We start from the raw sequence: 25471 nt of genomic DNA, 5'->3' as shown, positions 1-25471 counted from the left end.
CATGACAGCGCACACCATGACCCGGCAAGCGTGTCCGGGTGCAGCAATCCTGGGAGAACGGTATGGAACAGCTTAACGCATCAGCACGACAGCGGGTACTCGAGATCATGCACGGGGCTCGCGACATGACGTTGGCGACAATCCGCCCCGATGGCTATCCGCAAGCCACCACGGTCAGCTACGTCCATGATGGACTAGCTATCTACGCCGTCATTGGATTGGGTAGCCAAAAGGCGGATAACATTCAACACAACAATAAAGTATCCGGGACAATTAACCTTCCATACGATCGCTGGTCCGAGATTCGAGGGCTATCATTCAGCGGCACCGCCGACTTCGTTCGTGGTCAGGACCGATTGGAAGAAATTGGACAGAAAATCCTGCAGAAATTCCCCGAGGCGAAAGAGTTCGCCGCTCAGGGAAGCAACATGCCGTGGGAAGGCCTGCTGTTCCTCCACATCGATTTGGAAGTCATCTCGCTTTTGGATTATGGCGTTGGCTTCGGCCACACAGAGCTATACCGATCGAACTGATTTGCCTGGTCCACCACACTAGGTCATTCGCGGCGCGTACGCATTGTCTCGCGTTACGACCCCAGGGTCTGGCGCGACGCTGCCGCAAAGGCGCTTGCACACCCAAGTTCGCGGGGATTCGGTAAGTAAAGGCTGCTTCAGCAGTGCGCCGAACGCCCAATCGCCTGGGTGAGTAGGACACGATGGGGACGCTTGAGCCCCATCACGCCGGCCAGTGTCGTGCACTCAGGCAGAAAGGCAAGTGCGCTAGCCAAGCCTTCCGCAGCGCACATCAAGGTGACATTGCGACTGATGCAGCCGGCCGCAAGCACCGCCTTCGTTTCCTGTTGGCTGGACGCGTCATCGCGTCCTTCCAAGTCCTTTGCGACGTAGATCAAGGTCAACGGCACCTGTGCCGCGAACGGGTTGCCGCAAAGTGCACGGCAGTCCCGTTTAACCGCATGCTCGAGAAACGAGGCATCGGGGTTAAACAGGTAAACTCCGTCCAACGTTGCCGCATAAACGTCCACTGTATCGGGAGCGATCCGCGGGGTGCGCGGCGTAGCCAACCATCTGGAACTGCGGCCGGCCGTCGAACCCAAGGACGTCCAGCGTCAAATTGTGGCAGCCTTACATCGCATCGCGACCATCGATGCCGGACATGTTAAGGTCGAAGCGATTGGCGGCACGGTAGCGCTTGAAGGCACGGTACACTCATGGGCGGAGCGCATGGCAGCGGAACGCGCGGCCTGGATGGCACCGGGAGTGACCCATGTCACCAACCGGGTCACCATTGATTCGTCTCCCGTACCTTGACCGGCCCTGCATCCTATGAAACGTATTGGAGTTCTAACCGGCGGCGGCGACGCGCCTGGACTTAACGCCGTGATTCGAGCGCTGACTCTGGCGCTCGACGGTGCCGAGGTGCTTGGCATCGAAGACGGTTATCTCGGCCTGATCGAGCGCCGCGTGCGGCCTTTGGGGCGCGCCACCGTCGCCGGCATCGAGGCCGCCGGAGGCACTATTCTCGGTACCACCAACCGCGTCAGCCCCCTCAACTACAAAGGCCGCGACTGGTGCGCCGAGGTTCTTGCCTATGCCCGTGAGCTCCGCCTGGACGGCGTGGTCGCCATCGGCGGTGATGGCACGATGAGCATCGCCAGTGCCTTGCACGCACGCGGACTGCCCACACTGGGGCTGCCAAAGACCATCGACAACGACATCGCCTGCGTCGAGCGCAGCTTGGGCTTCGACACGGCTGTGGCTACAGTCACCGAGGCCCTCGAACGCAGCCGTAACACAGGCGCCAGCCACGGCCGGGTGATGCTGGTCGAAACCATGGGCCGCACGGCTGGTTGGCTGGCGCTGGAGGCGGGACTGGCTGGCGCCGCCGACATCATTCTGCTGCCCGAGATCGACTTTGACCTCGAAGGCATCGCAGCCGTCTGCGCCGCGCGGGCCGCGCAGCGTGGCAATACGCTGATCAGCGTGGCAGAAGGCGCGAAAGCGCGCGGCGGGGAAATGACAATGCGGGACCTGGTGGCGGGCGCGCCGGAGCCGCAACGCCTGGGCGGCGTGGCCGAAATGCTGGCCAGGGCACTCGGCGCGCGTTTGCCATGCGAGGTCAGGGCGACAATACTCGGGCATGTGCAGCGCGGCGGCACGCCGACCCCGGGCGACCGCCTGCTTGGCACTCTGCTGGGTGAAACCGGCGCGACCATGGCGCGCGCCGATCTATGGGGAAGCATGGTGACGGTCGAGGGTGGAGGCACCGGCGCCGTGGCCCTGGCCGATGTGGCCGGACGCACCCGGCGCGTGCCATTAGGCCATCATTTACTGACATGCGCTCGGCATATCGGCGTGGTCCTAGGTGAAGCAGCACTACCACAGCAGGAAGATGCAACGCCGGCCTTATCATGAAAGATGAACTGGCTGAATCAGCGTCGGGTGCGAGGTCGGCAGGTCGGCGTCGTAGTGTGACGGCAGCCCATACTTTAAGCCTTCGCCTGGCGCGTCATGTAGACGTTATGCGGGTTGCGGCGCTTCATCCGGTGCGCCGGGATAGTCCGGGCACCGCTGGTAAAATCAGGCGCTTAGTCTTGGTTTAATGGCGAGTGCTGCGCGCTCCGGCCTCCGGCACTCGCAGCACTCGCTCCATCGAATTACTGGCGTCACATTGCTCTGCGCTGCAATCCCGAATTGCGCTGCGCGCGTACAAAGCGCGTTGACTCGTTGTACGCCCACATTCGTCGCGTGCGGCAAGCTAACTTCCTGGTCTACGGCGCTGAAAATGTCTGGCGCCAACTGCGCCGCGAGAAGATTGAGGTCGCTCGCTGCACAGTTGAACGACTGATGCGCCGTGATGGGATGCGTGGCGTCATACAAGGCAAGGTTGTACGAGCGACGATTGCCAACAAGGCGGCCCCGTGCTCTCTTGACCGAGTGAACCGCCAGTTCCGTGCTGAGCGTCCAAACCAACTTTGGGTCAGCGACTTTACCTATGTCTCGACCTGGCAATGCTTCGTCTATGTCGCCCTCGTGATCGACGTTTTCGCGCGCCGAATCGTGGGCTGGCGAGTGAGCAGCTCAATGCACACTGACTTCGTGCTGGACGCACTGGAGCAAGCGCTTTACGCCCGACAGCCTGAGGTCTTGCAAGCTGCATGATCGGACGCGTCCCTGCAATCACCGTGATGACGCAGACGAACAGCGGTTCAGCGGCCCATACGCCGACCGCGGCGCCTAAACGGACTGGCAAATCGGAAGCAATGTAAGTATCCAACAGTTTGCGCGCGCCGAGCGACGTGCACTTGCCCTCGTCCGGCAGGTTCTATAGCATGGCATCATCAGATAGGGGGATAGAGATGCCATCACACGCGCTTCCCACGTCGGAGCAGATCGATCACTGGCAAGTCATGCGTCAGCACGCTTTCAAGTCAGTCCCTGAAGCCGGACGCACCATTACCTATCTTGGCAAAAAATTCCACGTTTATCCGAATACCTTCTGGCCATTCCTGGACAGCCAGCCGCTGGTGCGCAACTTCCGCATTCAGCGTGGTGAAAGCGTGCTCGATGTGGGCACCGGGTCCGGCGTTATCGCAATCTTCGCCTGCTACCAACAGGCGTCGCGCGTGCTGGCGTTGGACCTAAATCCGGCGGCCATTCGTAGCGCACACCACAACGCGCAGGCCCATGGCTTCGTTGGCGTGATGGAAGTGCGGCATTCGGACTTGTTTGATTCCGTGGGCGATGAGCGCTTCGATGTCATCACCGCCAACCTGCCGTTTCGCGACAAGCCCGCACCCGACGTCGTGGCACGTTCGCAGTGGGACACGGATTTCCGCACCAACAGACGCTTCTTTGAAGAGGTGGCGCAGTACCTCAAACCTGGCGGCCGCATCTATTTCGCCCATTCAAACTTTGGCGCAGTGGACGAGGTACGCCGCCTGGCGAAGCAAGCCGGGTTTAGTATTCGTATGATAGCCAAGAGTGCGGCAAAACGCGCCGGAAAGCGTCAGTTCTTTGTCTTTCTGATCAAGCCGGCGGCCAAGCATGGACGCACTGACTGAGACCATTCGCAAACTTCGGGCAGTACCACACGCGCCATGGCGAGCAAAGGTCAGGCGCGTCGTCGTCATTCTCACCAGCTCGCGTTCCGGCTCCACGCTGTTCAAGGCGAGCCTGGCGCAGCACCCCTGCATTGCCAGTTTGGATGGCGAAGTGGAACCATTTCTCGCATTGAGCGGCAATGGTTTCGGTCACGATCCTACGTGCCAGAGCGACGTCATCACATGCTTGCGCAATGCGGATACACTGGCTGACGACATCTTCGATGGTCTGACCGTGCATACCGGCAGACTGGCGCCTCTGGCCGAGCTGAAATCACGCTGGCGCAAACGTATGCTGCTGCAGTTTCCAGCCTTGTTTGCGGCCGCCGCTTCTTATGCGCAGCTGCAGCGTGGATTGGATGAAGCGCTGCTGTTGAGCGAGGCCACCGATGGGCCCGGGGAGCAGGAGTTGCAGCGTGCCGCGCTGAGCGCCGTATTCTGGCGCGAAGCTTGGCGCCTTGACTACTATGATGGCGGACATGGCCCTGGGGAACGCCGGCCTTTTGCCGAAGCGGTAAAAATCGAAGAACCGCCCTTTGTGTTACCCGCCATGCATGCCCGGCAATTCACCGAAAGCGATGCGGCCAGCAAGGTACTGCTGTTCAAGACACCGTCCGATGCCTACCGCGTTGGACTCTATGAACAGCTCTTCCCTCGTGCGCAAGTACGTTACCTGCACCTGACCCGCAACTTCGCTGCCTGCGTCAACGGCATGATGGATGGCTGGCTCTCACCCACGGGCTTCCATGCGCATGACATGCAGCGGCACGGCGTCACGCTCGCCATGGACGGCTATTCGGAACAGTGCGCAGACGGGCACCGCTGGTGGAAGTTCGACCTGCCACCTAACTGGCGCAGCTATACGTCAGCGCCGCTGAAGGAGGTGTGCCTGAACCAATGGCTGTCCTGCCACCGTCACATCCTTGACGGCGGATTGACGGCGCTGCGGGTGCACTTCGAGTCCTACCTGGCCGATCCAGTTGGCGTGCTCGAACGTGTATGCGCATGGCTCGATCTGCCGCCGCTGCCACAGCCACCGACGCTGCGGGTGACCATGGCTACCAAGGCGCCCGCACCAGGTCGCTGGCGCAATCGTAGTTCCCAACTATTGCCCCTGGCACAGCGCGCGGAAGTCACCGATATGATGCGCACGCTGGGCTATGGGTTAGCGCCGGAGCAATGGCCGTGATTCGCCGCCTGTTGGTGCCGTACCTGATGGGGATGCGACGCGAAGATCTGCAACGTGTGCAACTACTTGGTGCGCAGCAATGGGCCGTGGTGGGTTCGCCACTGTCCACCGCCACGGAGCTGGTGGCCAAGGAGGAACAGATGCGCAGTATGGGCCGCGTCTATGCCGAACTGGCGCAGCACGTTGCCATAGCAGCGTCGGCAGGCGAGCTCCCCGTCAGCCTTTCCGGCGACTGTATGTCCACCCTGGGTGTCATGGCGGGTCTACAGCGCGCCAACCGCGAACCACAGCGCATGTTGTGGCTGGATGCGCATGGCGACTTCCACACCTGGAACACCACGCATACCCGGTACCTAGGCGGCATGCCGTTGGCCATGCTGGTAGGTCGGCCTGACCGCCGCCAGCACCAGCGCGATAGCATCACGGCATTGCGCCAGGCTGTCGGGATCCGTCCCTATGCGGAAGAGCGGGTGCTGCTATCCGATGCACGCGACCTGGACCCGGGTGAGGACACAGCATTGGCGCAGTCGGCCATTGTGCGATGTCCGCTGGGCCAGGTCATGCGCCACATGTCGCCGAACGAAACGTTGTACCTGCATTTCGACACCGATGTACTGGACGAGGCGCAGCGAATGCCGGCCCTGAAGTACCACGTACCGAACGGGCCACGCGTGGAGCAGTTGGCGGCACTGTTCCGCCGCCTGCGCGACTACCCGCTATTGGCGGTGTCGATATCGGCGTGGCACACGGAACTGGACGATGGCGACCAGGCTGCGCGCATCTGCCTCGAGCTGCTGGACGAATTACTGCCTACCGCAAACAGTACGCCGCGCGAGTGCAATTCAGTCAACACCTGCTCGACGCAAGCGGCAACGTTGTCGCCCCCTGTATCGAGCGTCAATTCGGGGGCCAGCGGCGCTTCGTAGGGCGCCGAGACGCCAGTGAACTGCGCCACCTCACCTGCGCGGGCACGGCGATACAGGCCTTTGACGTCACGCTGCTCGCAGGTCTCCAACGGGCACATGCACCAGGCTTCTATGAAGTCGCCATCGGCTTGCATGGCGCGCACGCGCGCCCGGTCTGCGCGCGACGGAGAGATGAAAGCCGCCAGCACGATAGTGCCTGTATTGGCAAACAGGCGGCTCACTTCACCGGCGCGGCGGATGTTCTCGCTGCGGTCTTCCGGTGAAAAGCCAAGGCCCGCGCACAGGCCTTGGCGCAGGCTGTCGCCGTCCAGTAGCACGACCTGGCAGCCAGCTTGGAACAAGCGCAATTCAATGGCGCGCGCCAGCGTTGTCTTTCCGGCACCCGAAAGGCCGGTAAACCAGACGACCGCGCCGCGATGGTTGTGCATTTCTTCGCGCTGTTGGCGTGAGATATAGGAGGAGTCCATGAAGGCACTATATACGCGAAGTGGAGGCGAAGCATGCGTACGATTCTGATCGTAGGAGCCGGTTTTTCAGGTGTCGCATGCGCGATACAGTTGCTGCGCAGTGCCGGCCAGCAGCCCGTGCGCGTGATGCTGCTCAATCGTGGTGGACGGCTGGCGCGCGGCATGGCATATGGCACGCAGAGCCCGCAACACGTGCTCAATGTGGTGGCGGCCAAAATGAGCGTATTACCGGACGACGCTAACCACTTTTTGCACTACGCTAATGCACGCGAAAGCCGCGTGACAGGTGATTCCTTTGTCGCGCGAAGCGTCTACGGCGACTACTTGGAATGGGCGCTGCACCAGGCGCATGCTCAGTCGAGTCGCACAGCTACTCTCGACTGCATCAGCGGTAACGTTTGCAGCTTGCAATCCATGGCACAAGGAAGGCTATCTGCCACACTGGACGACGGCCGCTGCATCGAGGCCGACCAAGTGGTGCTGGCCATAGGCCACCTTCCGCCGCCGCCACCGGCGCTAGCACGGGGCGCTCTGGTCGACTGCGCGCGGTATGTGGCAGATCCCTGGCAACGCGGCTTGATGTCCGCCATTGATGTACACGAACCGGTACTGTTACTGGGGACGGGGCTGACCGCAGTCGATATCGCACTCCAGTTGCTTCGCCGCCACCCCGCGCAGCAGGTGCATGCACTGTCGCGCCACGGCTTGCTGCCCAGGCCCTATGCGCCGCCATCGACGCAATCGCCAGGCGTCATGCTGCAGCGCGAAGAAACGACGACAGTGCGGGGAGCCCTGCGTGCGCTTCAGCAGCAGGTGGCCCACCTTCAAGCGGTCGGTTTGGGTTGGCACGAAGCGCTGGCCACATTGCGCCACCAAACGGCAGGCATCTGGCAAAGCTGGACCGCATCGGAGCGGCGCCGCTTCCTGCGCCACCTACGGCCGTATTGGGAGGTGCATCGGCATCAGTTGCCCCCGCCCGTACAGCAAGAGGTGACGGCGGCCTTGGCACGAGGCGCGCTACAAGTGACAGCAGGGCGAATGCTGGACATCCGCGATGAAGCGGAGCGGACGGTGTTGATTGTGCAACCGCGCAGCGTCCAAACATGCATCGCTCTGCGTGCCGCCCGCATCATCAATTGCACGGGCAGTTGTGCCAGTCCACAGGACGCTGCGATACCGCTGGTACGGCAACTGCTGGCCGATGGCATGATGCGGGCCGATCCACTCGGCCTCGGGGTGGAAACGGGAGCCGATTGTGCCTTGCTAGGAGAGGACGGCCAGCCGACGCCGGGTCTGTACTACATCGGCCCCTGGCTCAGGGCCAAGTTCTGGGAGGCGACTGCGGTCCCCGAACTGCGCCAGTTCGCCGCCAGCATTGCCAGGGCTTGCCTGGCATCGTGAATGTTAGCGACAGCGCCAAAGCCTGGTGCCGCATCGTTGTATTGAGGAGGGCATCCTCTGCCGTCACGCAGAAATGCGCGCTTTCATCGCATAACCGCGCCAAAATCGCACTCCGATACCATCAACGGAAAACGCGATGGTATCGGCCGTTTTTCCTAACTTGATGGTAGCGAATCGCGTAAGCGGTTAAATTGAAAGCCCCTGAAAAATCATTGGCTTAGTCTTGGTTTAATGCCGAGTACCGAGTGCTGCGTGCTGCAGCCAGACGGGAAATGATTCCCACTCAGTAATTAACAACAGAGCTATTCGATTGATTTTTAAAGATTTTCCATCGCTCATATTCCCGATACCATTAGAAATACCATGTGTAGCGCGCGCTAAAGTTGTTGCGTAACGAGTGCAACCAGTTAACTACTGACCTGGTCGCGGACGCGGAATCCGTCGCGAAATCGGGCTATGCCTTTTGCGGCTCCGAGCCCGACGCCCCTAGTCTTTGTAGCGCTTGACTGGCTCCATCCCTAATGTCCAACTCCCCGTCCAATAAAAGCCGTTTGCTTTCATCTCGCACTTGATCCGGATGAAGATACTTGACGTCGAGAATGGGCAAGCCGGCATAGCGAAGTCGAGCATCTTCACTGCGAAGCAAGCGGGCCACAGCCATTACCTCCTCCGCCTCTGAGTATAGCCCCTTGAATATAGCTGCCCGGAGGAGATCCGGCCGTAGCCCACCGGTTACAGTTTGTTCCAAGAGCTTTGAGCGCAACAGTGCTGAGCCGGCAGCTTCAGTTAGGAAATGGTCGCGCGCAGCGCTTCGCACCTCAGGTCGCTCGTCCGTCAGCAGGTACAGAAGGAATTCGTGGTCCTGCGTATACGCCGCAGCCAGGACTTTGGCCAACTCGTCACGAGGACTTTCCGGGACGACTCCGCCTCCTTTCGGATACGGCGCTTCTTTGACCCGCCATTCATCGAAAAAGTCGCGCAACTCTTCCGCCAATGCGCCGTCCATAGGAAACTCTTTAACTAACTCCGCAGCTGCCTTGGCGGCGCTGGCTGACCTACCACCTAGACCTTTTCGAACAGCTTCAAGGTGAGGGACGCCATAAGGAGAGATCAGGCTCGAATATAGGTACCGGCACCCGGAAGTGCTTTCTCCTTGGCAAAGGCGACCGAGTATGAGCTGTTGTCCTGTCTGATCAGGCAGATGCTTAGCCAGCGCAGCGGACAAACGAAGCGATTCGCCGCGGCCACGGGTCAGAAGACGCTTCACTGTACCGTAGTATTCTGGGTCCTCGTTCATTGAATAGAGCACGTGAGCCGCGTTCAACGCAAAGAGGTGGCACGGACCAACAATCAATTCTTCGAGCATAGGCATAAATTGCTTGTCGACAAGCGGATGATCGAGTTCTGCCTTAGCATCTACCTTCGGCAAGTTAAAGAAGACGAATGCTTCGTTCTTTATATCTTGAAGGATTTCCCTGTTCATCGCACGAGCCTGTCGCACTAGTTGGGAGTGGTCTAAACCTGCACCCCGAGCAAGCGCGTGAATGACTAAGCGCCTTGCGGCATCCCCCGACGCTGACGCCGTTGCGCTTGGGGCGTCCCCCACAGGCATCTCCCAATAGGAGATTGCCGTCATGCACGCTCCTAGCTCAAAGCTGCGACCAGAATCGAGGCTCTCGGCTTCTTCACTCATCACCAAGGGGTCCTCGATAAGTGCGAGTAAGTAAGCTGCCTCCCGGTTCCATTGTTCACGATTCGGCATCAGCCCGGCCATGCTCTTTGACCATGCTCCGTCCAGTAGCCAGCCCAACTCCTGTCCCGCCTGCCTGAATACCCGCTCTAACTCGCCGATGGCGCTTACATTCAATCCCTTGGCACTACCAATCAGTTCATGGAGCGCTCGCAGCACGTCTGGCTCTGGTGGAGTGACAAGCATACGCCGCGCTGCGCCTAGCACTAGGTGCTGCCAAACGGCACTCCCATTCGGTCTGAGGGAGAATCCGCCAAGGTAAGAGTCTGTCGGCCGAGATTCGGCCAACCTGGGTAGCGCTTCAGTGAGTGCAGGAATCGGCAGTCCGTGGTCCGTGCTGACGCATAGACAGGCCCAAGCTACCAGTCGGTTCCACCCATCGGGCGACTCCAGTCGTGCCAAGGCCCCTTCCTTGATCAGACTCCAATGCTCCTGGGACACCAAGCAAAGTGCTTCTCCGGCGGCATAGCGCACCCGCGATGCCGTGTTCTCCACGGCACGCCAACAACATTGCACAAAGCTCGCAAGGGCATCCGTCGCCAACGGCGCTCCCGCTTGAACCACCAACTCGACGGCATCGTCAAGCCTATTACCGACCTTAGTGTCACCAAGCTCCGCAAGTTCCGCCCAGACTTGAAGGATTAGTGACGTGAGGCCGAGATGGCTGGCGAACGACAAGGCCTCCTTCCAATCTGGTGTACAGATCGCGCGCCCGATGATGCCTCGTTGCGATTCAGGAGGGCACTTAGACATGTACCGGGCGGCCGCAAACTCCCCGAAAGTCTTGTGGACGAACGTAATCGCCTCCTGGGTGTACGTGCGTACCCGTTCGACGACGCCCAGACACTCCCAGTAGCCAAGACATTCGCTGATCTTCGTCTCACTGACGAGAAAGGATTGCCCCGTTTCTTCGCTCCACCAACGAGCGCATCGTGAAAGAGTTTGCTCGGCCGGTTCGTTCCCGTGTGACAAAAGGCACCACCCGAGCATCTCCAGAAATCGGTTTCTTTCCGGGTCGCTTGGGGGGCGTTCGGTAAGCCGAGCGGGCGGATGGTCCTGCAACAACTGGAAAAGCTTGCGGTACAAACCGCCCTTTTTCAGTCCAGGCTCAATTCCCTTGACAGAAAGGGCTGCCACCAGTGTGATCATAAGGGGACTTCGTGCGGCAGCACCCTTGATAGTCTTGGCGCTCAGTTGGGCGATTGCTTGCCCAACCGCGCGTGATCGCAGCGCTGCGTTTGCAAATGGAATCGCCTCAAGCACTTTGGTGACCGCCTTCTCGGCAGCGGTGTCATCCAGCGGTTGCAGCTCATAATGCCGCCATTCTGCAAGTTCACCCGAACGGTAGCCGATGGGGCGACTGGTTACAACTATGCGGGTGTTTGGATGCGCTACGGAGAAAGCGTGTAGGTTCGCAGTCACCAGTGGCTGTTGGCTTCCGCACTCGTCCAACGCATCGCACAAGATGACTGCCCCTTCGAGTGAAACGAGTGGCGTTCGAAGGCCCGAACCGCTGAGAGCCACCTCCATCAAGCTTTCCTCGAAACGGCGACCATCTCGAGCCAGAAGGGCAACTACCTGTGGCAGGCGCACGAGGAGAGTCAGGAACCCGTCCGCCGAGTAGTCCAATGCCAGCTTCTTGAGCAATGTTGACTTGCCCATACCAGGGCCACCTACGACGACACACTTCCTGACAAAACGTGCGATAGTCTGGGAATCAAAGGAGGGGCCGCCGGTCCCGCGACGATGGCCGTACTCATGGTAGCGGCGAAGAGCCTTATCGAGGTCCTCTTGATCAGTGGACGTATCGTCCATCGCCTGTGCATCCAGTTCGAGCCAACATGTCTCGAAGGGAACTTTGCTATGCACGCCAAGGACGGTCATGCCGGCGTGGGTACGATGCAGCCATTGGCGTGTGGCTGCTGACAACTGAACGCGCGTGTCGATCTCGCTAGTCTTCAGTGCGACTTTGGCGAGCGACAAGGTTCGGTAGATGTCTTCTGGTGCCGACCGCTCCCTCCTACGTATCAAGCGCCGCCCATACTCCACTAGCACCGGCCACGCTGCCTCTTGGTTTTGGACGATGCGGCCAAGCCGCTCAGCGGCCATAGCCTCAGCCTCCCGGCTTCCGTCAACCGCGCTGACCACGACGATGCGCAAGTGTTTGCATACCAAGGTGGCGTCCAAGGACGATGCCAACAGCCGCGCCGCCCAAGCTTGGCCAATTTCGCGCAATCCGTCGCTTCGTCCCGTCCCCAGCCGGATAATGTCCTCGGCCAAGGCTTCGCGGATCGTGCCGCTGCTGTTTGGGCACACAGCCAAGACCGCCGCGTCAATCGTGCCGTCAGAAACACCTCTGGACAAGTCCATCAGGGCATCCCAAAGGTCATCTCCTCGTTGAAGCCCGCGCTTGGCCTGAAGCTCCACGTGCTTTCCGTCCTTGACCGAGAAGCGAACATCATCCCCTGGACCGCCCGTTTCTGCGTGCAGCCCCAGCGGCGTGTCGTCCAATACCCCTTCGAGCCAGCCCAGTGGCCGTTCTGCTAGCAGGTGAGCCATCACGATTGCGCTTATGCGCGCCTGGAAATCCAGCCCGCGCTCCGCAGCACTGCCACCCGTCATTCGTTTTGAGGTCATTCCCCCACCTATCACTTCATCTCGTTCTACCAGCTAGCTGCTGTCTATCCCGCCGCCCCCGGCGCATTGGGCCGCTGCACGATGGCCTTGAAAAGGTTACCGCCACGATCATCGATGAGTTCGACCTGCGGCCAGGCTCGAAGCACGCGCAATAGGCCGCTGCCTAGACCGCGATAAGGAAGGAGCTTTGCCGCGAAAGAGGCAAGGATGGGATTACGCATGTTGGAGTTGCCAGCTTTGATGTTCTCGATGGTCAGGTTGTTAGGCAAATGACCGGGGCTGATGATCTCTACACGATCCGCAAAGACCAGGACGCGTACCGGCGCGCTGATGAAGTAGTCGCGGTGAACGAGGGCGTTGGCGACCAGCTCTTCCCAGACAATACGTGGAATCTCAGGCAGGCCCGGGGAGTTGAATCCTTGCTCGCCCTGCGCGGCGCGAGTGTTGGCAATGATGAAGCCCAGTGTCTGCTGGAAGACATCGGCTAGCTTGCCGGTAATGTCGCGGCTGTCGATGTAGCGTTCGTCCTCGATCTGCGTGCCGACAAAGGCGACAGCCTTGACAATGAAAGCAGGTAGCGCGTACTGCGGTGCCCTCGCGAATAGCAGGCTGCCAGCTACGTTGAGCAGTCCCTGGTTCATCAGGTTCATGTTGTTCAGCAACTGCGGCAACGGCTGGTTATGTTGGGCGAGCGGCTCGCCGAATTGTTGCTCGAAGAACCCTTCAAAATAGGACATATCAACATCGCCCGCACTCAAGCCCGCCACGGGCGTTTCATCGGCGTGCACCAACCCCGCCTGCTGGAAAAGCCGCTGCAGTTCCTCGCGCGACGTTGCGCGGCGCTTGTCTGAACCATTCTTCACCCAGATGGTGCCGTTTTTGTCCATGTAGGGCTTGTTGACACCCTCTGGAATGGAGACAACCATTACTGTGCCATTTGGATGTGGCACGTTTTCGGTGAGCGGGTTTACGGCGGGACGCACAACCTGTGAGGCCGCGTTGGCGATGAGTTGGTTGAGACGGGCGACATCGGCTCCGGACAAACCCCGCACCGTACTGTCGTCGTTCACACCAATGAAGATGCGCCCGCCAGCCGTGTTACAGAAGGCCACGATCTCTGCAGCCAAGGCATCCGCATTGGTCATGTCTGCCTTGAACTGCTGCCGGCTGTCCTCGCCCCGGCTGAGCAGGTCGATCAGCTCTGTGGTTTCCATAGGTTGTACACCTCTTTGCGACGGTTGAAGGCCTCCTGGCCTCCTTCCATGATGTTGATAATGGCGCGCTGTACCGGGCGGGCGTCGATACTGCCACTTTCCACGTTGACCCTTTCATCCTGGTACTCGCAGGCGTGCACCTGCTCCGCGTCACCCAGCACCGGGAAATTGGCGTTGTGGGTAGCGAAGATGAACTGGGCGTGAGGCTTCATCTCACGCAGCAGCTTGATCACGTCGTCGTAGATAGTCTGGTTGTCCAGATCGTCTTCTGGCTGATCGATGATGATTACGTCGTTCTGCCGTTGGCTGAGCACGTACAACAGCAGCGCAGAAGCTCGCTGCCCTAGTGAGTGATGCTTCAGCTCCTTCCCGCGATACCGTATGACGAAACGGCTGGGAACCTGCCAGGTGACGAACTCGGTCAGGTTCTGCATGAAGGTCTTCTCGAAGACCTCGGGGGTGCTGCCAGCCTTGGCCAAAGCGCCCGGCAGGGCACGCAGGAGGCCGCCGAAGTCGGCATAGTCCTCCATCACTGCGCGCAGCGTGGTCTCGCGGATGTTGCTTCCCTTGAAGAGCTGCTGCATGAAGCTAATGGCGGCTTCCTTGTCGCCCTTGAAGTCAGCTTCGATCTGCAAAGCGGTGTGGCCAGCGTTCACGCGATCCAGCTCCACCTTGATGGTGTTAAATTCGCGCAGCCAAAGTTCGTTGAGCTTGTCGATCTCCGCGATTAGCGCGTCGCGGATATTTGTCTGCTGTGATTCCTGCTTGGCCAACGCCTCCAGCATTTGCTCCGCCTTAGTCTTACGTTGCTGCTGGGCCAGGAAGTCGTCTGGTTGGATGGCCGTCATGCCAGTTTGCTTGAGTTCCTGGGCTAATTGCCGCTCGACCTGGGCAAACTCTTCCTGAAGGCTCCTGCTTGCACCTTCAAATTCGCCCTGTTTGGCCTTGAGGCGCCCCACAACGGCGCGCGCGTCCTTCTCAATCTGCTTGAGCTGATCGACCTTTGCAACGAGGTTGGCGAACTCGGCGTAGTACGCCGCGAAGAAATCCGGGTTCTGCTTGGAGGTGTAGCTCGTGGCATTGCGCAACTCGTCTTCGTGTTCGGCTATCAGTTGCCCCAACGCGCGGATGAAGTCGTCCGCCCGTTCCTTCATGCGAGCCAGCGCAGTAGCGTCCTGCTGGAAACCGAGGCGCTTTTGAAGCTTGTCGGCGATGCCGTGCTCCGCGAACTTGGTCAGACGGAAGTTGGCATCGTTAAGTTGAGTCTCGAAGTCGCGCTTCTGCTCGGCCGTATTGCTCAGCTTGAGCCAGCGCTGAGCAGCGTCGCGTACACGCTGGCGTTGGGCATCGATTTCGTCACGCTGCACACGAAGTTTCTCGCCAACCAGCTTTTCCACCAGATCAGTCTCGAACCCTTCGCCTGTGCTAGAGAGGTCCTTCTGGCCAAAGTAGATCGGACGACGCAGTACGGTCTCCCGGATCGACACGCCCGGCTGCAATTTTCCGCCCAAGTAGACATTCGGCGCTTCGCGGAAGATGCGGGAAACGGTGAACTCCTGCCCGTACACATCGGAGGCCGTCAGCGTCACCTTGCCGCCACTACCTAAGGTGTGGCGAATCAACTCATCCTTGTATTTCGTGTCCTGCGCTTTCTCGCCCCTTGGAATATCGAGGGCGTACCGCACTGCCTCCAAGATGGATGACTTTCCGCTCCCCCGGATGCCGATCAGTGCGTTCAGCTCGGAAGAGAAATGCAGCGTCTGCCCGTCGAGGATGCCGCCGTCGAAGTGGATGCTGCGGACGTGCGAAGCCTGATGCTTGGGCGGCTCCATGGCTACTCGCCCAGCGGGATCGCTCAAGGCAAACTTGACCGCCTCGAAGGACAGCTCGCCCAACTTGAGGTAACTGGTTTTGCCCTTGCCGATTTCATCGACGCACTTGGGGTCACTGCCTTCCAGTTCAGCGGGATACCAGCTCTGCAGCCAGCTTTGAATCTTGGTGCGGCAGGGTTTATCTTTGCCCGCTCCATCGTGGGTGCGGACTTTTTGGAAGCCGAGGGTTCTACGTCGGAAGAACTCGTTCTGTCCCAACTCGGTCAGTCGGCCTCCATCCAACTCGGCCCACAAACCACTAGGTGCCTCGACATGAGCAAAGACCAGGAAAAAATCCCGGTGATAGCTTTCGAGCTTCTTGATCGTCTCCAGAAGAGACCACGACGTGCGGCCATTTTCCTGTTCGTACTGTGCGGGAGTCTTACCTTCGAATGCGCTGGTCAGGAAAGGATTGATGTAGTCGTGTTCATTAATCCATGCGTCCGAGAAAACGACAAGTGTGTGGATGCCATTGGCCCCATCGTTGACCGACAACTCGACGCCTGGCAGCATCGCAATACCTTTCTTATGGGCCGTCTTGCGCAGTGCTTTGAACTCGTCGAGGTCAAACTTATTGTGATTAGTGATGACGCCAAGTCGAATGTTCGCTTTCTCCAACGCATCTACATAGTTGCTGTTGTAAAAGTTGTCATCGCCCGAATACTTAAATTCGCGGTCTGCGCGGGTGTGAAGGTGAAAGTCTGTGCGTACCCACTGTGCTCCTTCTGTGAAGACAACGGATTGAGTCCCTGACTGCTTTGGCGCCAGACTTGCCATCATTGATCCTCCTCATATGCTGACGGTTCCGCGATCTTGGGCTGTGGCTCACTAGCTGGCACAGCACTGCGGGGGGCCACCTTGTAAATGGTTGTCCGCGAGACCTTGTATCGCTCGGCGATCTGGCCGACTGGGATAGCCGGGTCAGACATCAAGCGCTTGATCTCCCTAATTTGTCGCGCATCCAGCTTCGGCTTGCGCCCTCCAGAGCGACCACGTGCTCGTGCCGCGACAAGACCAGCCCGTGTCCGCTCCCGAATCAGGTTGCGCTCGAACTCTGCCAGCGCCGCGAACACATGAAAGACCAGCTTCCCGGCCGCGCTAGTGGTTTCGATCTTCTCGGTGATGCTCTCGAAGCCAATCCCTTTTTCCTCTAAGCCAGCAACGATGTGCACAAGGTCCGCCAGGCTGCGTCCGAGCCTATCTAGCCTCCACACCACAAGGGTGTCACCTGTTCGCAACGCCTTCAGGCAGTGGTCAAGCTCCAGTCGAACAGCCGTCTTCCCGCCCTCAGCTTCTTCATAGATGGAACTAACCCCCGCTAGGCGCAGTGCGTCGCGCTGCAGATCCAAGTTCTGGTCATCTGTCGAAACGCAGGCATAGCCGATCCGTTGATTCATTAACAGTTACCGGACGTTGAAAAATAGATGGGAATTTTAACACATTGGCCGCTTCTAGCGGCCATTCAGCATGCATGTTGCCCATGTTCAGAAAACGACCGTTTTATGAACACTTTCAAGCTCAACCTTAGCCAATCATGCGTACTTTGATCAGACAGGGGGCTTTCCAGCACTGCTACAGCCCCTTTGAAAATATCTTACAGATGTGATACAGTCCTCTTACAAGATGCTTAGACCTCACCTGGAGTCACCGCCATGCAGACACAAGACCTGAATTACCTGGAAGACGCCTTTTCCTCTTTCATCAACTCATCGATAAACCGAGTGGCCCACTCTGGCGATATGGTCTACACCTTTCGCATCACGGCGGGCGAATTGAAAGCCGGGACTGGCCGCCAACGCCTCCATGAATCCGTTATCGACGACTACGCTCAGTTCTTTGCCGGCCACAACGTAGCAGCACAATATGACGAGAAATTCAACGCTTTCACTGTCACTGTCGATCTTAATCGATGCGTGCTGCGACCGGACGAGGCGAAATTCTTGGCAACCGCGATGGAAACGTTCCGCGCCGACCATACGTGATTCGGAGTTCGCCACATAAGTTCGGCTCTATATAAGACTTTTCTTGTGGGACTTGCTACTAGTCCCCTCACCATTTTTTGGAATTTGATAAATGTTTTACTCGCGCAAGCTCAATAGGGAAACCGGTCGTGTCGAGGTATGGGAATGCGAATGGTCCAACCTCGGCACTGGCATGGCTCGGAAGGAGTTTATTCGTAAGCATGGCGATGAAGAAGACGTTCAGTTTGAACATGAAGACTACTCTGCAGCGTCAGCGGTCTGCTGGGCTCCAGGACGAACGATCGGAAATATCGCTGTCAGTTCTGAAGAGGTATTTGGGCATTTTGAAGGGAAAGCTGGTGATGATGCGATTCTCCCATGCCATGTAGTACCGTGTGGAAAATTCCGTAACGGCGCTAGGCGCTGGTATTGCAAGACACATCAACTTCACTGGGGAACAAATGCTGACCTGGCGGCCCTGCCAGAATCAGGTGAGGTTCGGTGCAGTAATCACTCGATGAAGATGAGCTACGTGGTAGACCCGCTGGAGGTCAGCTTTAACGACTACGAGGAAATTGGTATTTGGTGTTCGTTGCCACCTGCACTATCGAGCCGCCCAATCGCCAAGCGTTCGCCGAGAATTCATGTACATAAGAGATTTTCGGGTAGCGACAAGAAAATCTTAGACAGAGACTTTGACGCGATTGTCTGCTCCTACAATCAAAATACGGGACTATTTGCCAGCACTGACATCACCTTGATTCAAGTCACTCCACCGGCTGCATTTGAGTTCGTACGTTCTTTAGAAATGGGCAACCCTACGCACTGCGTAACATGCAAGAAATGTAAGTATCCACATCTCGACCTTGGGAGTTTTGCCAGAACCCCCCACGCTAAGCATTTTTGCGGCAACTGCGGAAATGATAGCGTTTGGAGCGAAGAAAAGATTGTCTCGACGCCACTGAAGCCGCTTCATGATCAATTCAACAATAGCAATACTTATATCAAACCTGAGACGCAATTAAATCTTGATGACTATCCGGGTCACCATTTTGATATTTGGTCATCAACACCGGCTGTGCTTTGGACTGCAGACAGACCTCAGGCCCTTGGTATCCACGTCCACATCTACGAAGGCGAAGGAGTTCGGCGAGTCGTTGACGACACATTTGGTGAGGTTATCTACCAGGGCAAAAAGTTGGATCGAAAAATACTGTGGGGCAACATGACTGCCAATACAGTTTATTGAGCATTCCAGCTACTCAAAATGCTGCCACTGGGGGCTAGATTCCCCAGGGGCCGCGCTTCCATCCTGACCTGCTCCCCAATTTAGTACGGCCCCGAACTGGAGTCCACTGTTACTTGACCGTACCCCAAAATTAGTACGTCAATCGTCGACTATAATTGTTTTCGAATTATGAACTACGACGAAAAGCTGGTGGCTTGCGAACGAAGAGTTAAAAGAAAAAGCCCTGTAAAAACAGGGCCTTAACTATGAAAAGTGAATCAAAATACAATATTAGTATTTTAAGAATTCACTCCCACTCGATGGTCGCAGGCGGTTTGCCGCTGATGTCGTACACCACGCGGTTCAGACCACGCACTTCATTGATGATGCGGTTGGAGACCTTGCCCAGCAATGTGTGCGGCAGATGCGCCCAGTGCGCGGTCATGAAGTCCTGGGTCTGCACGGCGCGCAGGGCCACGACGTAGTCGTAGGTGCGGCCATCGCCCATCACGCCAACCGATTTCACCGGCAGGAACACGGCGAAGGCCTGGGACGTTGCGTCGTACCAGTTCTTCGGTGCTTCTTCGCCCGGCATAGCGGCGCCTTCGTACGGGGTGTTGCGCAGTTCTTCGATGAAGATGGCGTCGGCGCGGCGCAGCAGGTCGGCGTATTCCTTCTTCACTTCGCCCAGGATGCGCACGCCCAGGCCCGGGCCCGGGAATGGATGGCGGTACACCATCTCATGCGGCAGGCCCAGGGCCACGCCCAGCTTGCGCACTTCGTCCTTGAACAACTCACGCAGCGGCTCCAGCAGCTGCAGCTTCATGGTTTCCGGCAGGCCGCCCACGTTGTGGTGCGACTTGATGGTCTGGCCTTTCTTGCCTTTGCCAGCGGACTCGATGACGTCCGGGTAAATGGTGCCTTGCGCCAGCCACTTGGCGTTCACCAGCTTGCCAGATTCGGCCTGGAACACTTCCACGAACTCGCGGCCGATGATCTTGCGCTTCTGCTCCGGGTCGGTGACCCCGGCCAGGTGGCCCATGAACTGTTCGGTCGCATCGACCTGGATTACCTTCACGCCCAGGTTCTTGGAGAACATGTCCATCACCATCTTGCCTTCGTTCAGGCGCAGCAGGCCGTGGTCGACGAAGACGCAGGTCAGCTGGTCGCCGATGGCGCGGTGGATCAGGGCCGCGGCAACGGAGGAATCCACACCGCCGGACAGGCCCAGGATCACTTCATCGGTGCCGACTTGCGCGCGGATCTTTTCCACGGCTTCGGAGATGTAGTCCGGCATATTCCAGTCGGCCTTGGCGCCGCAGATCTCGTGCACAAAGCGGCTCAGCATGGCCTTGCCCTGCACGGTGTGGGTCACTTCCGGGTGCCATTGCACGGCGTAGAACTTGCGCTCTTCGTCGGCCATGCCGGCGATCGGGCAGGAGTCGGTGGACGCCATCAGCTTGAAGCCGGGCGGCATGTCCAGCACCTTGTCGCCGTGGCTCATCCAGACCTTCAGCATGCCGTGGCCTTCGTCGGTGACGAAGTCGTTGATGCCGTTCAGCAGCGCGGTGTGGTTGCGGGCGCGCACTTCGGCGTAGCCGAATTCACGTACCAGGCCGTTTTCGACTTTGCCGCCCAGCTGCGCAGCCATGGTTTGCATGCCGTAGCAGATGCCCAGCACCGGCACGCCGGCTTCGAACACGGCCTGCGGCGCGCGCGGGGAATCGCCTTCCAGCGTGGAGTTGTGGGAACCGGACAGGATGATGCCCGATGCGCCGTAGCTGCGAATGAATGCGTCGTCTACGTCGTATGGGTACACCTCGGAGAACACGCCCGCATCGCGCACGCGGCGTGCGATCAGCTGGGTCACCTGGGAACCGAAATCAAGGATGAGGATTTTTGAGTGCATAGCGGGGGCAAAAAAAAATAGCGGCGACCCGTGGTCGCCGCTTTGCGGGTTACTTATTCGGAGCGGTAGTTCGGCGCTTCTTTGGTGATCTGCACGTCGTGCACGTGCGACTCGCGCATGCCGGCGGAGGTGATCTCGACGAATTCCGCTTTCTCTTTCAGCTCGTCGATGGTGGCGCAACCGCAGTAGCCCATGGACTGGCGCACGCCACCCACCAGCTGGAAGATGATCGCCAGCACGGAGCCTTTGTAAGCCACGCGGCCTTCAATGCCTTCCGGTACGAACTTGTCCTGCTTGGCGCTGGCGTCCTGGAAGTAGCGGTCGGCCGAACCGTCGGCCATCGCGCCCAGGGAGCCCATGCCGCGATAGGACTTGTACGAGCGGCCCTGGTACAGGATTACTTCGCCCGGCGCTTCTTCGGTACCGGCGAACATGGAGCCCATCATCACGGTGGATGCGCCGGCTGCCAGTGCTTTGGAAATGTCGCCCGAGAAGCGGATGCCGCCGTCGGCGATACATGGCACGCCAGTGCCCTTCAGCGCTTCGGCCACGTTCGAGATCGCGGTGATCTGCGGCACGCCGACGCCTGCCACGATACGCGTGGTGCAGATGGAGCCTGGGCCGATGCCGACCTTGACCGCGTCCGCGCCGTATTCCACCAGCGCCTTGGCTGCCGCCGCGGTGGCGATATTGCCGCCGATGACGTCAACGTGCGGGTACTTGGTCTTGATGTACTTTACGCGGTCCAGGATGCCCTGGGAGTGGCCGTGGGCGGTGTCCACCACCAGCACGTCCACGCCGGCAGCGACCAGCAGGTCGATGCGTTCCAGGTCTTTGGCGCCGACGCCGACTGCCGCGCCGACCAGCAGCTTGCCGTGCTGGTCTTTCGATGCGTTCGGGTGTTCGGTGGATTTCTGGATGTCCTTGACGGTGATCAGGCCGCGCAGTTCAAACGCTTCGTTCACCACCAGCACGCGCTCCAGGCGGTGCTTGTTCATCAGGCGCTTGGCTTCTTCGGTGCTGGCGCCTTCGCTGACGGTGACCAGCTTTTCGCGCGGGGTCATCTTGGCGCGTACTTCGGCGTCCAGTTCCTGTTCGAAACGCAGGTCGCGGTTGGTGATGATACCGACCACTTCTTTACCCTGCACCACAGGGAAGCCGGAAATACCATACTGCTCGGTCAGGGCGATCACGTCGCGGATCTTCATGTCCGGCGGAATGGTGATCGGGTCGCGCAGCACGCCAGCCTCGAAACGCTTGACGCGCGATACTTCACGTGCCTGGTCTTTTGGATTCAGGTTTTTGTGAATGATACCGATACCGCCCTCTTGCGCCATCGCGATAGCCAGGCGGGCTTCGGTGACGGTGTCCATTGCCGCGGACAGCAGTGGGATATTCAGGGAGATGTTGCGGGTCAGGCGAGTCTTGAGGGACGTATCCGCAGGCAGGATGTTGGAATACGCGGGGACGAGGAGCACGTCATCGAAAGTGAGTGCTTTTTGGAGCAGACGCATAGTATTTCCTATAGGCGCAAAAGTAGATTATACAGAAAATGCGCGCTTTCGTCTTGGCAATCTTCGTTCAAGTAGTTGACGACGCCCCGGAATCGGGGTACTGTACTATCCGTACTAGTACAGTGGAGTAACCCAATGAGCCGCCGAACCCCTTTGATGCTGCAAATCACCCCGGGCGACCCGCGCCCGATCACACGCCAGATCGTGGATGGCGTGCGCCGCCTGGTCGCCAGCGGCGAATTGCCGGTGGGCGCCGCCCTGCCCAGCGTGCGCGGGCTGGCGCAGCAGCTCACCATCAACCCCAACACTGTGGCGAAAGCCTATAACGAGCTAACGGCGGAAGGCTGGCTCGATGCGCGCGCCGGCCTGGGTCTGTTCGTGGCGCCGCCGCGCCAGGTACTGGCGCCGGAAGAGCGCGAGCGACGCCTGGACGAAGCCGTGCAGCGCTTTGTCGGCGATGTGATTGCGCTGGACCTGCCGAAGGAGCAGGTGCTGCGCCGCATCGATGAAGAACTGTCCTTTCTGACACCTAAAAAGACTGCCTGACCATGGACTACGCGATACAGACCAAGGGGCTAAGCCTGCTCTACCAGCGCAAGCTTGCCCTGGACGATATGACGCTGGACCTGCCGCGCGGCGGCGTCCATGCCATTGTCGGTGCCAATGGCGCTGGCAAATCCTCGCTGTTCCGCGTGCTGCTCGGTTTCGAATCGCCGACGGCCGGCAGCGCGGCGGTGCTGGGCTGCGACAGCGGCGCGCTGACGCCGGCGCTGCGCGGCCGCATCGGCTTCGTCAACGAGGAGCATTCCCTGCCCGGCTGGCTGCGCGTATCCGATGTCACCGCCATGCAGCGCAAGCAGTATCCGCGCTGGCATCAGGCGCGTTTTGAAGAAGTACTAGGCAATTTCAACGTCCTGCCGGGGCAGCAGATCGCCCAGCTCTCGCGCGGCGAACGGGCGGGCGTGAGCCTTGCGCTGGCGCTGGCACAAAGCCCGGAGCTGATGATCCTGGACGAACCGACGCTGGGGCTGGACGTGGTCGCCAAGCGCGCCTTCCTCGAATCGCTGATGTTCACGGCGACGGACAACGATGCCACCGTCGTGTATTGCTCGCACCAGATGGAAGAGATCGAGCGCGTCGCGGACAACCTGGTCATCATCGAGCGGGGGCGCCTGCGCCATATGTCGGCGCCGGACGAGTTCTGCGAGCGCGTGCGCGTATGGGTGGCGGAGTTCCCCTTCAAGACACCCGATCTCGCCGCCCTGCCCGGCCTGCTGGAAGTGCAGCAGATCGACGGCCTTACGCACCTGACGGTTTTCGACCAGCCGGAAGAATTCGGCGCGCGCCTGAAACTCATGGGCGCGCGCAGTGTGCAGTCCATGTCAACCACGCTGGAACGCGCTGTGAACGGCTTCCTGCGCCGTGGCCATGCCTCCGCCAAACGCGCTGCCTGAGGAGATTTTATGCGCGAACTTTACCTGTCCGAACTGCGCCGCTTCCGCAACGCCGCCCTGCTCGCGGCGCCGCTGCACTTGCTGGCGCTCTTCCTGGTGCTGCGCTTTTGCGACCTGGTGCATATGCATGCGCACCGCCAGTTGCTGGTGATGTTCATCCAGCTGCTCCTGGTGTTCGGCTTTGGCCTTTACCAGTTCGGCACCTACCGCCAGCCCAACCGCTGGATGTGGCTCATGCACCGTCCAGTACCCGCCAGCCGGATCGCCGCCGCCATCTGCGCGGCATCGGCCACCCTGGTCGCTCTGGTGATCGGCTTGCCGGGCTTGCTGGCCCTGGCCGGCACCCAACTGCTCACCACGCGCGTGGTGGACGCCTACCATTACGCCGTCGTCCTGCACGGCACTCTGTTCGCCATGGCGGCCTGGCTGTGCGCCGGCTACGTCATGCTCAACCGCAGCAAGCTGGGCGCCGCCATTGTGCTGCTGCCGTTCCTGCTGCAGTTCTATATCACGTCGGTGTACCAGCTGCTGCTCCTGGACGCGCTGTCCATCTTCCTGCTGGCGGCCATGGTGGCGACAACCATGCAGCCGAATCGCCACGCGGCGCCGCGTGGCGCTGGCCCGGTGCTGGCGACCGCCCTGCCCTTGCTGCTGGCGGCTTACTTCCTGCTCAGCTGGGGAGGTTCGATGGCGTACCAATATGCAGCCATTCTGCTTGGCGCGCATCCATTAAACACCGAGGTGCCGCCGGCTGGCGGCTATACGCAAGCGGTGCGCAGTACGCCAGACCAGTTGCTGCAATTGGGGCTCGCCACCTCACGCCATCCCCGCGCGGCGGAATGGCGCGCCGCGATCGGCGCAGAGAACAGTGTCGCCAGCCCGGTGTACCTTGACCGTTACCCGATCCGCAACCAGGTCGGCCCGCTCACGCCGCACGGCTTCAGCGACCCCGCCAACAAGCTCGATTGGACCTACAGCCAGGACGCCGCCGGCTTCATCGGACGCAACGCCTTCACCGGCGAGCGCAAGGCGTTCCTTGCCGTGCCCTCGCTGCCTTTGGTGGAACAGGATGAAGCGGGCCGGGTCAGCGCCATGTTCCCGCATAGCCAGGCCGTATATGACGCGGCGAGCCGGTCGTGGCGTGAGGTCCTGCGCGTACCGTCGGATGAAGTCTTGCTCGGCACCCCGGCGCGTGCCGCACAAGGGCGCCACTACCTCGTCACCAGCAAGCGCCTGCTCGTCCTGGAAGACAGTCCGCAACGGCGCGAGCTGTTCAGCATCCCCTTGCCCGGCCCTGCGGCCGACCTGGCCAGTGTCGATATCGCCACCGTGACCGACGGCCTGCTGGCCAGCTTCGTCTTCGGCAAACGCATGATCGATGGCGCGCCTGGCGGCGAGCAGCTCACCCTCTTCATTGGGGCGGGAGGCCAGGCCATGGAAGTGGCGCGACGCCCGCTGACACACGATTTCCCGACCCTGTTCGAGCATAAGGACTGGTGGATTTCCCCGGTTCTGCATGCACTGGACTCGGTGCCGGGTCGGCTGCTGGCCAATCCCGGCGTCTTCCCGCCGCTGCCGCTCACTTTGCCGCGCCCGCCCGCCGCATGGATCGCCGCCGTGTTGGCTGCCGTGCTGTCGGCGCTAGCGGCCTGGTGGTGGCAGCGCCGCACCGATGCCAGCCAACGGCTGCGGGCGGGATGGGTCATGGCCTGCCTGCTCCTCGGCCCGGCGGCCTTCCTCTGCCTGGCCGTCATGCAGCCGCGCCGCGCAAGGCTAACGGCCAGGCTGAGAGGCAGCACACCAGCCGCCGCCTGATTTTTTAACCCAAGG

At 59.9% G+C, this 25471-nt stretch carries 18 protein-coding genes and 3 pseudogenes; 13 read left to right on the top strand and 8 right to left on the bottom strand.

Going from position 1 to position 25471, the window contains the following annotated elements; genetic code table 11:
• Positions 1–62 precede the first annotated feature (62 nt).
• The gene (locus tag GTP41_RS18280; protein WP_161027013.1) at positions 63–533 is read left to right on the top strand and encodes a pyridoxamine 5'-phosphate oxidase family protein; all 471 of its coding nucleotides are present in this window, start codon (positions 63–65) and stop codon (positions 531–533) included.
• 137 nt (positions 534–670) lie between these two features.
• Here the strand turns inward: GTP41_RS18280 and GTP41_RS18275 are convergent, their stop codons facing one another.
• The gene (locus GTP41_RS18275; RefSeq protein WP_161027012.1) at positions 671–1021 is read right to left on the bottom strand and encodes a nitroreductase family protein; all 351 of its coding nucleotides are present in this window, start codon (positions 1019–1021) and stop codon (positions 671–673) included.
• Positions 1022–1064: 43 nt separating this feature from the next.
• Here GTP41_RS18275 and GTP41_RS18270 point away from each other — a divergent pair, with 43 nt between their 5' ends.
• The 6 genes and pseudogenes from GTP41_RS18270 to GTP41_RS18245 all read left to right on the top strand — a co-directional run bounded on the left by GTP41_RS18270 (position 1065) and on the right by GTP41_RS18245 (position 6235).
• Positions 1065–1328 (top strand): BON domain-containing protein, encoded by a 264-nt coding sequence (locus tag GTP41_RS18270; protein ID WP_161027011.1) that lies wholly within the window; start codon positions 1065–1067, stop codon positions 1326–1328.
• Between the two features lie 15 nt (positions 1329–1343).
• On the top strand, positions 1344–2432 hold the full coding sequence (locus GTP41_RS18265) for a 6-phosphofructokinase (protein ID WP_161027010.1): 1089 nt from the start codon (positions 1344–1346) through the stop codon (positions 2430–2432).
• Positions 2433–2660: 228 nt separating this feature from the next.
• Positions 2661–3161, top strand: a pseudogene (locus GTP41_RS18260) (DDE-type integrase/transposase/recombinase); the annotation flags it as partial.
• 215 nt (positions 3162–3376) lie between these two features.
• Complete coding sequence (locus GTP41_RS18255; protein WP_161027009.1) at positions 3377–4081, top strand: methyltransferase; 705 nt, start codon at positions 3377–3379, stop codon at positions 4079–4081.
• The gene (locus tag GTP41_RS18250; protein ID WP_161027008.1) at positions 4065–5309 is read left to right on the top strand and encodes a sulfotransferase family protein; all 1245 of its coding nucleotides are present in this window, start codon (positions 4065–4067) and stop codon (positions 5307–5309) included. Before GTP41_RS18255 ends, GTP41_RS18250 begins: the two co-directional genes overlap by 17 nt.
• Positions 5310–5341: 32 nt before the next feature.
• Complete coding sequence (locus tag GTP41_RS18245; protein WP_229502951.1) at positions 5342–6235, top strand: arginase family protein; 894 nt, start codon at positions 5342–5344, stop codon at positions 6233–6235.
• Here GTP41_RS18245 and cysC read toward each other — a convergent pair.
• Positions 6193–6663, bottom strand: a pseudogene (cysC, locus tag GTP41_RS27450) (adenylyl-sulfate kinase); the annotation flags it as partial. The gene GTP41_RS18245 and the pseudogene cysC overlap by 43 nt on opposite strands.
• A 72-nt stretch (positions 6664–6735) precedes the next feature.
• Here cysC and GTP41_RS18235 point away from each other — a divergent pair.
• The gene (locus GTP41_RS18235; RefSeq protein WP_161027006.1) at positions 6736–8103 is read left to right on the top strand and encodes an FAD/NAD(P)-binding protein; all 1368 of its coding nucleotides are present in this window, start codon (positions 6736–6738) and stop codon (positions 8101–8103) included.
• 454 nt (positions 8104–8557) lie between these two features.
• On the opposite strand, the gene GTP41_RS18230 is transcribed toward GTP41_RS18235, so the two are convergent.
• Genes GTP41_RS18230 through GTP41_RS18215 form a run of 4 tightly spaced genes read right to left on the bottom strand, consistent with a single transcriptional unit; the run spans position 8558 to position 16972 of the window.
• A complete protein-coding gene (locus GTP41_RS18230) occupies positions 8558–12490 on the bottom strand; it encodes an NACHT domain-containing protein (protein ID WP_161027005.1) in 3933 nt (1310 codons plus the stop codon).
• Positions 12491–12534: 44 nt separating this feature from the next.
• Positions 12535–13704, bottom strand: coding sequence for an RNA/DNA-binding domain-containing protein (locus GTP41_RS18225; protein ID WP_161027004.1), 1170 nt, complete (start codon positions 13702–13704; stop codon positions 12535–12537).
• Positions 13686–16355 (bottom strand): TrlF family AAA-like ATPase, encoded by a 2670-nt coding sequence (locus GTP41_RS18220; protein ID WP_161027003.1) that lies wholly within the window; start codon positions 16353–16355, stop codon positions 13686–13688. The genes GTP41_RS18225 and GTP41_RS18220 overlap by 19 nt, the downstream gene beginning before the upstream one ends.
• Positions 16352–16972: a recombinase family protein gene (locus GTP41_RS18215; RefSeq protein ID WP_161027002.1), complete on the bottom strand. Its 621-nt coding sequence runs from the start codon at positions 16970–16972 to the stop codon at positions 16352–16354. Before GTP41_RS18215 ends, GTP41_RS18220 begins: the two co-directional genes overlap by 4 nt.
• Positions 16973–17227: 255 nt before the next feature.
• Here GTP41_RS18215 and GTP41_RS18210 point away from each other — a divergent pair, with 255 nt between their 5' ends.
• On the top strand, positions 17228–17557 hold the full coding sequence (locus tag GTP41_RS18210; protein ID WP_161027001.1) for a hypothetical protein: 330 nt from the start codon (positions 17228–17230) through the stop codon (positions 17555–17557).
• A 91-nt stretch (positions 17558–17648) separates the two neighbouring features.
• The gene (locus GTP41_RS18205; protein ID WP_161027000.1) at positions 17649–18785 is read left to right on the top strand and encodes a hypothetical protein; all 1137 of its coding nucleotides are present in this window, start codon (positions 17649–17651) and stop codon (positions 18783–18785) included.
• 286 nt (positions 18786–19071) lie between these two features.
• Here the strand turns inward: GTP41_RS18205 and guaA are convergent, their stop codons facing one another.
• Positions 19072–20673, bottom strand: coding sequence for a glutamine-hydrolyzing GMP synthase (gene guaA, locus GTP41_RS18200; protein ID WP_161026999.1), 1602 nt, complete (start codon positions 20671–20673; stop codon positions 19072–19074).
• 53 nt (positions 20674–20726) lie between these two features.
• Positions 20727–22187 carry an IMP dehydrogenase gene (guaB, locus tag GTP41_RS18195; protein WP_161026998.1) on the bottom strand — a complete coding sequence of 487 codons (1461 nt, stop codon included), beginning with the start codon at positions 22185–22187 and terminating at the stop codon, positions 20727–20729.
• 135 nt (positions 22188–22322) lie between these two features.
• Here guaB and GTP41_RS18190 point away from each other — a divergent pair, with 135 nt between their 5' ends.
• The 3 genes and pseudogenes from GTP41_RS18190 to GTP41_RS18180 all read left to right on the top strand — a co-directional run bounded on the left by GTP41_RS18190 (position 22323) and on the right by GTP41_RS18180 (position 25456).
• On the top strand, positions 22323–22733 hold the full coding sequence (locus GTP41_RS18190) for a GntR family transcriptional regulator (RefSeq protein ID WP_161026997.1): 411 nt from the start codon (positions 22323–22325) through the stop codon (positions 22731–22733).
• 2 nt (positions 22734–22735) lie between these two features.
• A pseudogene (locus GTP41_RS28105) lies at positions 22736–23230 on the top strand (ATP-binding cassette domain-containing protein); the annotation flags it as partial.
• A 420-nt stretch (positions 23231–23650) separates the two neighbouring features.
• Positions 23651–25456 carry a hypothetical protein gene (locus GTP41_RS18180; RefSeq protein ID WP_161026995.1) on the top strand — a complete coding sequence of 602 codons (1806 nt, stop codon included), beginning with the start codon at positions 23651–23653 and terminating at the stop codon, positions 25454–25456.
• The last annotated feature ends 15 nt before the right edge of the window (positions 25457–25471 follow it).

The organism is Pseudoduganella guangdongensis (genome assembly GCF_009857475.1).
GTDB classification, from domain to species: Bacteria; Pseudomonadota; Gammaproteobacteria; order Burkholderiales; family Burkholderiaceae_D; genus Rugamonas; species Rugamonas guangdongensis.
Note: the sequence above shows the minus strand (reverse complement) of the source record. Positions and strands in the feature narration are given on the sequence as shown.